The sequence below is a fragment of the Nonomuraea sp. NPDC050663 genome, assembly GCF_044456985.1.
Taxonomy (GTDB): Bacteria; Actinomycetota; Actinomycetes; order Streptosporangiales; family Streptosporangiaceae; genus Nonomuraea.
In genome coordinates, this window is sequence record NZ_JBITGL010000041.1 from 1 (window position 1) to 12,027 (window position 12,027).

A 12,027-nucleotide genomic window follows, 5' to 3' on the forward strand; every position below is an offset into this window, starting at 1 on the left:
GAAAGCTACGTGGCCGGGCTCCACCTCCGAGGCTCAATCATGTGGTTGAAACTCCTCGCCTCAACCACATGATCCGAACCTCAAACAGCTCCTAGCGGGCGTGCACCTCGGTAATGCGCTCGGCCAACTGGGCGTCGCGCACGGCACGCGGCCCAGGCGTCGCGCTGCGGCGGGCATAGAAGGCGGCACGGGAGACTCCCAGCAGCTCGCACGCCCGCTTGACGCTGTGGCCGCCCGGCTTCTCCGCCTCGATGAACGGATGCTCGCTCACCGGGTCTCCTGTGAGAAGGAAACCGCGCTCGCTTGAGCACGTCGACGTCCTGGCGAAGACGCTGGTTCTCTCGCCGCACCGCCTCCAGTTCCTGCCGCTCGCCGCTGGTGCGCCCGTCCCGCTGGCCGACATCCACTTCGGCCTGACGCACCCACAGTCGCACCGCAGTCTCGGTCAGGTCGAAGTCCTTGGCCACCTGCCCGACCGAGCGGTCACCGCGCTGGCACAACTCGACAAGCTCGGCTTTGAACTCCGGCGTGAACGAGCGGCGAGGACGAGGCTTCTTCCCCATGCTCTCCATGATGGACATCCTTTCGGGGACAAGCCCCTGATCTCGGATGTCAGTCAAACCGGATCAAGCCCACTCTTCGATTGACCTTCTCTGCGGTGACACCCTGAACGAGTCGACGTCTCATCATCTCTTACTGGTCGCGGCTGCTGCCGGCTCGAGAACTCGATAAACGGTGGCGCGGCCAATGGAGAGAATCTCCATTGGTTGGTCGATGGAATAGCCGTCGGTGGCGTGCATCCGCACGAGTTACCAGAGAAGATCAACAAAGTAGCACCAGAAATCCGTTCCAACCCCAGAAACTCCTTTTCTTCTCAGAACTCGTTCCTATGCACGTTCGTGTAGTTCGACCGTCGACATTGACACGCCGTACATCCGAAGTTCCAATCTACTTACCTGGCTCATCCACACCTAGCTCCGATGGATTTCTACATGGCGATTCGTTTTCCCTGGTCAAAGGGTGTCGACGCGACCATCCGTTCCCGGCATCTCCGGCACGGGGTTCCTTGTCTGCCGGTGGACCTGGACGGACATGCGGTGGCTGCGACCCGGGTGCTCGACCTCCACGGGATTCCACTCCATACAGTCCTCGGCGAGGACTCGTTCACAGGCGGACGTCTCCAGATCTTCACCAATCTGGAAGAGGCGAAGTCTTATCAGCTCCAAGCAGCCTCGGCTTCGGAAGCGGTCTCCATTCCCGGCGCCCCTCGCCCTCCCGGATCGCCGATCGTGGGCGGAAGCGGCTGCAAAATCGCTGGCGGGGGGACGAATCCGCTGCCTGCGGACTCCGGTGTCGTGGAATTCTGGGAGGATATAGACTTACGCGGCTGCGGCTGGCGCCTCACGGACACCACCTCTGGGGTGAGCGATCTGTCTAAGGCCTGGGCGTGCGGCTTCCTCTGGTGGGGCTGGAAGAACGCCGACCTGAGGATCTCGTCGGTCGACGTAATGACCTCATACTCTGGGATCACCTTGCAGATCACGCCCTTTCCAGAAGACGGAACCCTCTGGCTGTCTCATCGAACGCGGGTGAACAATCTCGGAGACCTGGGCTGGAACGACCGAGCAAGATTCTGGCGCAAATGGTGCTTTGCGTAGACGCCAGCGCATCCGATGCGCTAGATAGTAATCGACTGTGCACAGATGGCCCGAGCTAACCGCCCTGTCGACCGACTGTGCAATCAGCAGACTAGATGATATCCCTGCTCTCAGATCTTCTAACAGAATGATCGTTGTTGTGCTTTGATCTATCGCTGACTGGGTGAGAGGAGCGCGAGCGGCCAAGCTGAGGCCGTGGGAGATCAGCGACGAGATGTGGGAGGTGATCATGCCGTTGCTACAAGCCCGTACTGAATCATGGGCAGGAGGTGCGTGGGGTCGACGACCTAATCAATTCTGGATGCTGTACACGCGTAAAGTGGTATCAGCAACAGCGAGGATCCTTGAATCCGGACTCCAGCAGGTTGCCCAAACGGTTGCCGCCTGGCCCTCACGGCTGAGGTCAGCGAGTAGTGCACCGGTTGCTCCGTCCCAGATGGTGACTTGGTCCTGGCCGCTGGCGGCGAGCCAGGCATGGTTGGGACTGAAGCACAGGTGACCAACATCGGACCCGCTGTCGATCTCAAGAAGGAGTCGGTTGTCGCTGTCCACGTCGTAGAGTCGGATCCAGCCGGAGTCGCCACCTACACCTAGCCAGCCACCAGGATGGAACGCGACGGCTTGGACGACGTCGTCGTCACACTCGACTTCTGAGCGGGAGTGCTGACCGTCGAGGTCCTCGATGGAGAAGCGCCCGAACGATCCCAGTGCCAGCCGGTCTGCCGCTGGATGGAAAGCCGCGCAGGTTGCCTTGGACACTTCATCGTCATCGGCGTCCCCCAGAAACTCGCCCGTTTCGGCCAGCCACAACTTGACCGTGAGTGAGCAGTCGAATGTGAGAATCAGGAAGGCATCGGGACTGTAGAAGGCGCGATCGATCGTGTCGCCGTGCGGTAGCTGAAGAATCTCTTCGCCTGTTCCCAGGTTCCAGATCCGCGCAGTTCCGTCGGAGACGGCCGTGAGCAGGAGATCGCCCTCCGGGCTATAGGCCACGTCCTCTATGACGAGGTCGTCTCCCTCAGCGTTTAGCTGCCCGAGGTCTCGGCCGTCCATGGGGTCCACGAAGCGGATCGTCCCGTCGCTGCATCCCACGGCAATACGGGTACCGTCAGGGCTAAAGGCAGCTCGCGTGCAGTAGCCGGATTCATGCGCGTACACGAAGCGTAGTGCCGTCTCGCCAAAGACTGGCCGAGCTCGCTCATTCGGGTCGGCCAGGCGCAGTTTCAGAGCCCGGAATCTGCGTCGAATACGAACCAGATCGGTGACGGCTCCAACCATCTGGACCATGTCCCCAGCCAACCCAGCCCAACTTGCCAGATTGGTCACCTCGGCAGAGTCTCCCATGTCTGCGGAGTCCTCAGAGATCAGGCTGTACTGGTCCACAAGGTCGGCCAGCTGCTGAGCGTATCCGGCGAGGGTGTCCAGCTGGCTTTGGCTGAGCCCTGGCACGCCACCCGTCGGGGGCCCGAGATAGACCCTGTGTGTTCCGCCTGGAGTGTGCAGGTCGCCGGCCGAGCGCATGTCCAGCCAGGTCACGGTGAGATCCTCCACCGCGTACGCGAATAGGACGACCGTGTCGCCGTCCTCGTCCTCAGCGGAGAAGGAGAGCACTCCCTCGTCCACCGAGAGCAGGCCACACACGATTGTGCCTGGATCCAGGATCATGGTCCGATTCTTCGGATCCCACCATGCTGGTGCGAGGAACATCGAAAGCGTCATGTCTTCACAGTCCGCCTGGGTCCAATCTGTGAGGAGCCATAGTTCTATGACTAGAGCAGTCCGAACGCGGCAGTTCACCCCGCGGGTCGCGGGCGAATACACAGGCCTCCCTGGGCTCTGCGCCTGCCGAAATTGCGTCCGTGCAGTTCAAGCGGCGTGTGAGTAGTCGTGGAGGATGCCTTCGAGCCGGTCGTGCCGGCCGATGTTCGATGGTGCGCGTCGGATCGGTGATCGGGTCAGGGGACTGCGCGAAGTGGAGCCGCCTGGCCAAGGGCTCGATGAGCGCGATGCTCGTTGGAGAACGTCTCCTACTCGGCCAGCACGTAGCGTAGGTGGCGTTCGTCCAGAGCAAGCACCGGTCTAGGAGCGCGCTGCGGCAGGTCTGCACCCGACTCTCCATGATGGAGTTCATCCGCGGCATCCGGATGCCGGCGAGCACGGTCTGGATACCGACTTCGGCGAGGATCTCCTCCATGAGAGCGGGGAACTTACCGCCTCGGTCACGGATCAGAAAGCGCACCCTGCAGCGCGCATCCTCCAGGTCCATGACCATGTTTCTCATCGCTTGAGTGACCCAGGCCGCGGTCGGATCGGCGGTAGTGCCAAGAGGCTTTTCCAACTTGATGGCGCTGGTCAGGGCAGGCGCGTGGGACTGCTTGAGAGATGAGGAAGGCTCCCAGTAAGACAGCAGTCGACCAAGATCTGTTGTCCTCACCAGGAGTCCTGGGTGTTGTCTTACCCTGCCGCGATTCCGCTGTCCACTCGCACGCTGTCTCGCCTGGCCGATCTGCTGCGGGGCCGGCGGGCCGAGCAGCGCTCCCGCTGGCGCCGCCTGCACGCCGCTGACCAGGCGTTACTCGTCCTGGCGCATCTGCGTAACGGCGACACCTACGCCCGTCTGGCAAGCGGTTTCGGCATCGGCACCACCACCGCCTGGCGCTACGTCCATGAAGCCCTCGACCTGCTCACCCTCCTCGCCGACGACCTGAGCGCCGCCATCGGGAAAGCCACCCACCTGGCCTACGCCATCCTGGACGGCACCCTCATCCCGATCGACCGCTTGGCCGACGACAAGCCCTACTACTCCGGCAAACACCACCGCCACGGCGTCAACGTCCAGGTCCTGGCCAACCCGGCAGGCCGCCTGGTCTGGGCCTCACCCGCGCTGCCCGGCTCTACCCACGATCTGACCGCCGCTCGCACAACAGGCCTGGTCGACGCCCTCACCAGAGCTGGCATCAAGACCTTCGCCGACCGCGGCTACCAGGGTGCCGGCGGCACCATCCGCACCCCGTTCAAGCGGCATCGCCACCGCCCACGCTTGTCCCGCAATCAGAAGTCGGTCAACCGCGCCCACGCCCGCATCCGCGCCATCGGCGAGCGCGCGGTGGCCACCCTCAAGGCCTGGAAGATCCTGACTCGCCTGCGCTGCTGCCCACGCCGAGCTACCGCGATCGTGCAGGCCATCCTTGTCCTTCAGGCCGCTGAGGACGGCCGCTGATCAAGATGGAAAAGGCTCCTGATATCGATGATGCTTCAAACGCAATCACTGAGAGCAATTACGTATGTTGACCCGTCTCTCTCCTGGCCATTAACTGGGTGCATGGCGAAGGAAAGGCCCTGGTGGAAGCGGGCACTGCCAGTCGGCTCGTTGACCTCGCTTGCGATCGGGGCCACTGTCGCCTTCGTTCCCTCCACCTCCATAACTTGGCACATGGGCATCATCGTTGCGATGATTGGCATACTTCTTTCTGTGTGCTTTGAAATATATTTTGAGCACATTCAAGACAAAGATTCCATGAGACACTTGGCCAAGTTTTCTTCCGTGCCGACATCTATGCGAAAGTTCGTCTTTGAGCTTTCTCCCAAATGGGAGGAGATCGATCGCGCAGGACTGATACACCTCAAGAGAGTGAGAGATTCTTTAGCTCTAGAATTGCAAGAGTACGCTAGAGACATGGCAGAGAATAGGCATATACGCACCGAGAGAGGAAAAACATATAGCTGGAAGCATGTTAATCATACTGCATTTATGAAATACAAGGCTGTGCACTGCGGAAACCTTCCCTACTGGAACTCCAAGTTGGGTTCTGCATATCTGAACAGGCAAACATTAGCTAAGTCGGAGAAGCCAAGCCTTGAAATAGAGCGAATATTTGTCATTTATGGAGATGAGAAACTCGACGGCATCATCGATCCTGCTCAGGTGATCAACATATTGCGCCCACACGTCGAAGCAGGCATAAACGTCTGGCTTCTGCTGTGGCGACAACTCGGAAGGCAAGACCGGGCAGAGATCGAGCCCTATGTGCACGACTGGGTAGCAGCCAAAGACACATCTGGAACCTGGCTGGTGAGCGCACGCGACAACTCGCCTCATGGACAGTTCACTGTGGAAGGAGACTATGAGAGGCTTTCGTATGACGAGGGAGAAGTAAGGCGCACCCTTAACGGCTTCGATAAGCTAAGGGACTGCTCCATGACCGTTGAACGCGAGAATCTTCCGATGCTGGAAGCGTTGCTCTCCTGGCAGGCGGGCTCGTAGGCCGGGCACCTTTGTAGTTGAGGCATACCTGTGCCGCTTCAAAAGTCGAACACAGGGTCTGATCTGGTGTTTCTTCGGATCAGCTGGGCGGCTCGGTGGTACTCGTTGATGGCTCCGCTGAGCACTCTCCGGCGCTGAACCCGGCCTTCCAGCGACACCACGACGCCCTCGTCTTGATCAGGTGGGCGTTGCCGGCGGGACTGGTGCGGGCGGTCCGCGTTGTAGTGCTCGACGTACTCGTTTAGGACCGATCGAAGGTGGCGTTCGTCGTAGATCAGCATCCGGTCGGTGCATTCGGCTCGGACGGTGCGCACCCTGTGGGGCTCAATAATAGGATTCGGCGTCTGACCTGTGTGCTCTTCGTGGTGTCAGCTGGCGATCTGGTACTCGTTGACGAGGCCGCTGAGGATGGTTCTGCGGTGGATCCGATGGCTGGCCAGGTCGACTCGGGGTGGCGGTCCGGCTTCTGCTTGCGTCGGGCTCTTGAGGACGCGCAGGCCCGCGTCGGCGAAGACCGTGTCGAAGGCTTCGGCGAACTGGCCAGCGCGGTCGCGGATCAGGAACTTGATGTTCGTCGTGTCGGTGTCCATGAGGAAGTTGCGGGCGGCCTGGGCGGTCCACGCCCGTGTCGGGTTGGCGGTGACACCAAGCAGGTGAGCGCGGCGGCTGCGGTTTTCGAGCAGGACCAGGGCGTAGATTCGTTTGAGGTTGACGGTGTCGACGTGCAGGAAATCGACGGCGACGATGTGCTCGGCCTGGGCGGTCAGGAACTGCTTCCACGTTGGCCCGCTGCGGCGCGGAGCGGGGTCGATCCCGGCCTGGCTCAGGATGTTCCACACAGTCGAAGCGGCGATCTTGTGACCGAGGCAGGTCAGCTCGCCGTGGATCCGCCTGTGGCCCCAGGCGGGGAATGTCGGCGGCTACCCGCAGCACCAAGGCCTTGACCGCAGCCGCGGTGGGTGGCCTGCCAGGGCGGCGTCGCCTACTGTGGTCCCACTTGTTCGTCACGAGCTTGCGGTGCCAGGCCAGCAGAGTGGCCGGAGTGACTGAAAAGATCTTCGCCCAGCGATGGCGGGCGATCAGGTGTGAGCGCCGTCAACCACAAGCGATCGACCGGCTCGTAGCGCACCCGCGGGACCTGACGGCGCAGGACTGCGTTCTCGTGCCTGAGCACCAGCAGTTCTGCCTCCTTGAAGGCGTCCTTGCGAAACAGCATCGCGGGCAGGGACAGAAGACGTCGGGTGACGGCGTACACCGTGGACAAGAACACGAAAGATGATCCCAGGCACCCGGGCCAGCCGCTTAACGACCTGAGGGAGCCCCCGGTCCCACGGAGCGAAGGACTCCCGCGTCGGCGGTAATTCGTGTTTTGAGCCCCACAGGATAGGCGTTCGCTCCACGAGCGTGAAGTCGTCGCTCACTCGCCGATTTCGCGCGCCAGGTCGTGGGCGGTCTGGTCGAAGGCGCGGATGCGGGCGGTCTCGCGTGTGCTGAGCCAGATCAGCGCCCATTCCAGGGGCGGGGTGTCGCTGAAGGGTACGTAGGTGATGTCGGGGCGGATGTAGTACTGGGACGACCGGCCCCCTTCGGGGTAGACGCCCTTGCCGGCGGCGACGAGCGCGAGCATCCCGACAAAGGTCTCGGCGCCTGGGACGTGCCGAATGGCCCGGCCGCTGGGGGTGTGTTTGGGGGAATGGTATTCATCCCAACTGTCCGCGATGGCGCTGGGATTTTGTAGCACCTCGACGTCGGCGAGGTCTTCCAGGGTGAGCGACGTACGGCGCGCGAGGGGGTGCTGGGAGGACACCGCGAGTACCTTCGGCTCGGCGAACAGCGCCTGCCCGACGGTGAGCTCGGGCAGGTCGGCGGGCAGGCGCGTCAGGAGCATGTCCACCTGGCCGGTCTGCAACGACGACAGGCCGTTGTTGAGCTGTATTTCCACGATCCGCACGTCGCAGTGGGGATGTCGGAGGCAGAACGCGTCACGCACCGTGTGCAGGACGCCGGCCGCGTCGGATCCGTAGTAGCCGACGTGCAGGGTGCCGGTGATGCCGCGGCCGGCGGCGATGGCGTTCTGCAGGCTCTGCTGGACCTGATCGTAGGCGGGTTGCAGTTCGTCGCGTAGCTGCCTGCCGATCGGAGTGAGGGTGACCTTGCGGCTGGTGCGCTCGAACAAGGCGGCGTCGATGGCGCGTTCCTGTTTTTTGATCGACTGGCTGACGCGTGCCTGGGTGAGGTGAAGCCGTTCGGCGGTCCGGCCGAAGTGCAGCTCCTCAGCCAGGGTCAGGAAGATCTCGATGTCACGTAGCTCCACACTGCTCCAGATTCATAAGTGCGGCTTATGGATGGTCGTCCAAGTTTGGCGTTGATGCCCCTCGTAACGCCAGTAGAGGATTTGTTCATCCGAAAGCCCTTATTTCGGAGGTCAACAGCAGAGGGAGATATGAACATCATCGCCACGACGGTGTCGCTGACCGTGGAGGACGTCGCGGCCTTCAGGACGTTCTTCACCACCCACCTGGGTTTTCTCGAAGTCATGGTCGATCAGGGGGTTCGCCTCGCTCAGCCGGGACGGCTCGGCCAGTGACGTGGTCCAAGTGGTGCGTGGCAGCGAGGTGTTGCCCGCGGGCGCCGCGGTGAGAGCCGGCGCCTCCGGCCCTCACCGCGGCCTCGACGGTCAGCAGATCTGGGTGGTCCAGCAGGGTCGCCTCACCTGGTGAGGAGTTCGTTCAGGGAGCTTCGACGAGGCGGTCGACGTAGTCGTGGGCGAGAGGAGCAGGTGCGGTCGAGCCAGCGGCCCCGGCATCCCGGTGCTCCACCTCAACGGCCAGTTCACCACCCGGCTTGCGGCACGGCGTGTGGAGCGAGCGCTGCTGATGGGCTGGTCCTAGGGAGCGGTCCTGGTCGACGGCGCCTTCCCCTACGACTGGCTGGATGAGGCCACGGAGCAGCGCATGCGCAAGCTGTTTCGGCGGCTGAGCTGGTTCATGCCGCTGCTGCGCCCAGCAACCACGGAGCGATCCTCAAAGGGAACTCCGCCACCACCTCCGCCACCACCGTCCACGCCATCGCCGACCAGACCGTCGACACCGCCCATCCCTGATGATCGCCGATCTTCAACCGGTGCACAGATGCACCCCTGGAAGGGAACCTCATGAGAAAGATCGTTGCGAGCGAGTTCATCTCCCTCGACGGCGTCGTGGAAGCCCCGGAGGCATGGCACTTTCCCTACGTGGAAGAGGAGATGCTGGCCGCCGTACAACAGGTGTATAGGACCGCTGACACCCTGCTGCTCGGCCGCGCCACCTACGACATCTTCGCGGCAAGCTGGCCCAACCGCGACGGCGACCTGGCCGATGCGATCAACGGCCTCCGCAAGCTGGTGATCTCAAAGACCCTGCAGACAGCGGAGTGGAACCACGCCACCATCATCCGGGGCGACCTGGCCACCACCCTGACGAAGATCAAGCAGGAGCCCGGCCGCGACATCGCGGTCGCGGGCAGCATCACGCTGACGCGTTCACTGCTCGCCGCCGGGCTCCTCGACGAGCTCCATCTGCTCGTCCACCCCATCATTCTCGGTTCGGGGCGGCGGCTCTTCGACGACCTCGACGAGGTGCCGCTCACCCTCACCGCCTCCACCGTCCTGAAAACGGGCGTCCTCGACCTGCGCTACCAGCCCACGAAGGGAAACTCTCATGAATGAGCCGAAAGCCCATACCCTCGACGTGCCCGGCGCCGAGCTTCACTACGACATTCGATCGGCCGAGTCCCTGGACGCGCCGGCCTTGTTGCTTATCGGATCGCCGATGGATGCCACCGGGTTCACCACCCTGGCCGGCCATTTCCAGGACCGCACGGTCGTGACCTACGACCCACGCGGGGCGGGCCGCAGCACACGCACCGACGGCGCCACGCAGAACACACCCGACGAGCACGCCGACGACCTGCATCGCCTGCTCGGCGCGCTGGATGCCGGGCCGGTGGATGTGTTCGCCAGCAGCGGCGGCGCCGTCAACGCTCTCGCGCTGGTGGCCGCTCATCCTGAGCAAGTCCGCCTGCTGGTGGCGCACGAACCCCCGGCTGCCCAGGTCGTGCCGGACCGGGAGCAGGCCCTTGCCGCCGTCGTCGACGTTCACCGAACGTATGTGCGTGCGGGGTTCGGCGCGGGAATGGCGAAGTTCATCGCGCTCAGCTCCATCCGCGGCCCCGTCCCGGCCGGCTTCCCTGAGCAGCCCGCCGACCCCGTCGCCTATGGCTTGCCGACCGCGGACGACGGATCGCGAAACGATCCGCTGCTCGGCCAGAACATGATCGGCGCCACCCACTACCAGCCCGACTTCGACGCCCTGCGCGCCGTCTCGGCCCAGATCGTTCTGGCCGTCGGCGCCGAATCTGTCGGCATCCTGGTCTATCGGGCGGCTCAGGCTGTTGCCGAACGGCTGGGCAGCACCGCTGTCACGTTCCCCGGCGACCACGGCGGGTTCCTCGGTGGCGAGTACGGCATGACCGGTGAACCAGACGCGTTCGCCGCCAAGCTGCGTGAAGTGCTCGCAGGACGATAGGCCCGCACGTCCCGGAAGCTGCCGTGCCCGATGGGCGTGCGGCCACAATCGTATCCGCCGTGGCCGCACGCCTGCCAGCTCATTCAATCAAGGAATGCATGTGTCAATCTGACCGCGGCGAGGGCCCTCGCCGCGGTCACGGTCGTGGCCGCGTTGATGGCTCCCGCTGCCCCGCTGCTCCCGCGGTCGCCGTGCCGGAGCTCGAGATCTCTGGCGAGCGCACGCAGCCTGTCTTCTGGACCATCTGGTAAAGATCGCCGAGTACCTGTAGTCGAAGAGCGCCCCGGCGGGCGGCCAGAAGATGAAGGAGCTGGAGCAGTTCCTGCTGGACCGGGCGATGGAGCGCGCAAGCCGACCTGCCCCCTCGAAAGGGCGGCGTCGTGGCTCTGCGCCCGCAGGCGATGTCGGAGACCGACACCATCCGGGAGGCCTTCGAACCCCGCGCCGAAGCCCTGGGCATCACCTGGGAGCAGCAACAGCAGGTCCTCGCCGGCCGTACTCACGCACATCGCCTCATGACGCTGGAGGAGATGGCGGACATGGTAGCCCTGATGGCCTCCGACCAGGCTCGCGGCATGACCGGCACCATCGTCAACCTGACCCTGGGCAGCCTCGACGACTAAGAGCTCCTAACAGAATGATCTTTGTTGTGCTTTGATCTCTCGCTGTAACCGGGCGAGAGGAGCGCACGTGGCCAAGCTGAAGCCGTGGGAGGTCAGCGACGAACTGTGGGACGTCATCAAACCGTTGCTGCCGCAGCGTCAGCGCCGTTTCCGGCATCCGGGACGCAGACGGCTGGATGACCGGCTGGCCTTAGAGCTGCTAACGCAATGAGGTGAAGCGTCGTCAGCAGATGAGGGCGCAGGCCAGCTTGAGGAAGGCCTCGTGGATGTCGGCGCGGACCTCCCAGCGGATGCGCAGGCGGCGGAAGGCGTGGAGCAGGGCGAAGGTCTGCTCCACACCCCAGCGTTGTTTTCCCAGGCCGGAGCCGTGCTCGGTGCCGCGCCGGGCGATGAGTGGGCGGATCTGCAGCTCACGCACCAGGCGGCGGTATTTGTCGTGGTCGTAGCCGCGGTCGGCCAGCACGACGTCGGGGCGCTGGCGGGGCCGGCCGCGCTTGCCGCGCACCTTCGGGATGGCCTCCAGCAGCGGCCGCAGTTGGGTGACGTCGTTGCGGTTGGCGCCGGTCAGGATGACCGGCGCCAACCTGCGCCTGCGAAAATACGTCCGTGCAGGCCAAGCGGCAATCTACGCACCTGAGGTAGTTGCCTCAATCGAGCCAGGTGACACGAACGATCAGCACAAGATGCAGGTGGTCGGCGACGATGAAGTGCAGGAAGCCCCGGCCGCCGAACAGATCAAGCGTTCGCAGGCCTCCCCCATGGAGTGTCCCCCTGCCCGCACCGGCCGCGTCTCGTCCCAAGATCACGAGCTGGTCGGCTAGCTGTACTGACCACAGAGGTTGAGTACAGGGGATGATCGTTTTGGCATGAGGAAGGGCTTCCGGGTTCGGTGTGGATTGCGACATCTACCCCTGAAC

15 protein-coding genes and 2 pseudogenes are annotated in these 12,027 nt (G+C 63.4%); 9 read left to right on the forward strand and 8 right to left on the reverse strand.

Annotated features, from left to right (window positions below):
* Window positions 1–91 precede the first annotated feature (91 nt).
* Both ACIBH1_RS48810 and ACIBH1_RS48815 read right to left on the reverse strand, forming a co-directional pair.
* Entirely contained in the window at window positions 92–271 is a 180-nt protein-coding gene (locus ACIBH1_RS48810; RefSeq protein ID WP_397321012.1) for a hypothetical protein, read from the reverse strand.
* Between the two features lie 106 nt (window positions 272–377).
* Window positions 378–581 (reverse strand): annotated as a pseudogene (locus ACIBH1_RS48815) (transposase); the annotation flags it as partial.
* 399 nt (window positions 582–980) lie between these two features.
* Here ACIBH1_RS48815 and ACIBH1_RS48820 point away from each other — a divergent pair.
* Window positions 981–1,658: a hypothetical protein gene (locus ACIBH1_RS48820; protein WP_397320996.1), complete on the forward strand. Its 678-nt coding sequence runs from the start codon at window positions 981–983 to the stop codon at window positions 1,656–1,658.
* 291 nt (window positions 1,659–1,949) lie between these two features.
* Here the strand turns inward: ACIBH1_RS48820 and ACIBH1_RS48825 are convergent, their stop codons facing one another.
* Window positions 1,950–3,377: a WD40 repeat domain-containing protein gene (locus ACIBH1_RS48825; protein ID WP_397320998.1), complete on the reverse strand. Its 1,428-nt coding sequence runs from the start codon at window positions 3,375–3,377 to the stop codon at window positions 1,950–1,952.
* Window positions 3,378–4,104: 727 nt separating this feature from the next.
* On the opposite strand from ACIBH1_RS48825, the gene ACIBH1_RS48830 reads away from it, so the two are divergent.
* Together ACIBH1_RS48830 and ACIBH1_RS48835 are read left to right on the forward strand one after the other, a co-directional pair.
* On the forward strand, window positions 4,105–4,878 hold the full coding sequence (locus ACIBH1_RS48830; RefSeq protein ID WP_397320999.1) for a transposase family protein: 774 nt from the start codon (window positions 4,105–4,107) through the stop codon (window positions 4,876–4,878).
* Between the two features lie 102 nt (window positions 4,879–4,980).
* Window positions 4,981–5,922 carry a hypothetical protein gene (locus tag ACIBH1_RS48835; protein ID WP_397321000.1) on the forward strand — a complete coding sequence of 314 codons (942 nt, stop codon included), beginning with the start codon at window positions 4,981–4,983 and terminating at the stop codon, window positions 5,920–5,922.
* 38 nt (window positions 5,923–5,960) lie between these two features.
* Here ACIBH1_RS48835 and ACIBH1_RS48840 read toward each other — a convergent pair whose 3' ends face one another.
* The 4 genes from ACIBH1_RS48840 to ACIBH1_RS48855 all read right to left on the reverse strand — a co-directional run bounded on the left by ACIBH1_RS48840 (window position 5,961) and on the right by ACIBH1_RS48855 (window position 8,236).
* On the reverse strand, window positions 5,961–6,236 hold the full coding sequence (locus tag ACIBH1_RS48840) for an integrase core domain-containing protein (protein WP_397321001.1): 276 nt from the start codon (window positions 6,234–6,236) through the stop codon (window positions 5,961–5,963).
* A gap of 54 nt (window positions 6,237–6,290) precedes the next feature.
* On the reverse strand, window positions 6,291–6,761 hold the full coding sequence (locus ACIBH1_RS48845; protein WP_397321002.1) for a hypothetical protein: 471 nt from the start codon (window positions 6,759–6,761) through the stop codon (window positions 6,291–6,293).
* A 143-nt stretch (window positions 6,762–6,904) separates the two neighbouring features.
* Complete coding sequence (locus tag ACIBH1_RS48850; RefSeq protein WP_397321003.1) at window positions 6,905–7,186, reverse strand: hypothetical protein; 282 nt, start codon at window positions 7,184–7,186, stop codon at window positions 6,905–6,907.
* Between the two features lie 153 nt (window positions 7,187–7,339).
* Entirely contained in the window at window positions 7,340–8,236 is an 897-nt protein-coding gene (locus tag ACIBH1_RS48855; protein WP_397321004.1) for a LysR family transcriptional regulator, read from the reverse strand.
* A gap of 129 nt (window positions 8,237–8,365) precedes the next feature.
* Between ACIBH1_RS48855 and ACIBH1_RS48860 the strand changes: the two genes are divergently transcribed.
* The 5 genes from ACIBH1_RS48860 (at window position 8,366) to ACIBH1_RS48880 (ending at window position 11,321) form a co-directional block, all read left to right on the forward strand.
* The gene (locus ACIBH1_RS48860; protein WP_397321006.1) at window positions 8,366–8,509 is read left to right on the forward strand and encodes a hypothetical protein; all 144 of its coding nucleotides are present in this window, start codon (window positions 8,366–8,368) and stop codon (window positions 8,507–8,509) included.
* 567 nt (window positions 8,510–9,076) lie between these two features.
* Entirely contained in the window at window positions 9,077–9,628 is a 552-nt protein-coding gene (locus ACIBH1_RS48865; protein ID WP_397321007.1) for a dihydrofolate reductase family protein, read from the forward strand.
* A complete protein-coding gene (locus ACIBH1_RS48870) occupies window positions 9,621–10,487 on the forward strand; it encodes an alpha/beta fold hydrolase (RefSeq protein ID WP_397321008.1) in 867 nt (288 codons plus the stop codon). Before ACIBH1_RS48865 ends, ACIBH1_RS48870 begins: the two co-directional genes overlap by 8 nt.
* A 380-nt stretch (window positions 10,488–10,867) precedes the next feature.
* Window positions 10,868–11,110 carry a hypothetical protein gene (locus ACIBH1_RS48875; protein WP_397321009.1) on the forward strand — a complete coding sequence of 81 codons (243 nt, stop codon included), beginning with the start codon at window positions 10,868–10,870 and terminating at the stop codon, window positions 11,108–11,110.
* 67 nt (window positions 11,111–11,177) lie between these two features.
* The gene (locus ACIBH1_RS48880; protein ID WP_397321010.1) at window positions 11,178–11,321 is read left to right on the forward strand and encodes a hypothetical protein; all 144 of its coding nucleotides are present in this window, start codon (window positions 11,178–11,180) and stop codon (window positions 11,319–11,321) included.
* Window positions 11,322–11,333: 12 nt separating this feature from the next.
* Here the strand turns inward: ACIBH1_RS48880 and ACIBH1_RS48885 are convergent.
* Window positions 11,334–11,681: pseudogene (locus ACIBH1_RS48885) on the reverse strand (transposase); the annotation flags it as partial.
* Here ACIBH1_RS48885 and ACIBH1_RS48890 point away from each other — a divergent pair.
* The gene (locus tag ACIBH1_RS48890; RefSeq protein ID WP_397321011.1) at window positions 11,680–11,931 is read left to right on the forward strand and encodes a hypothetical protein; all 252 of its coding nucleotides are present in this window, start codon (window positions 11,680–11,682) and stop codon (window positions 11,929–11,931) included. The pseudogene ACIBH1_RS48885 and the gene ACIBH1_RS48890 sit on opposite strands and share 2 nt — an antisense overlap.
* The last annotated feature ends 96 nt before the right edge of the window (window positions 11,932–12,027 follow it).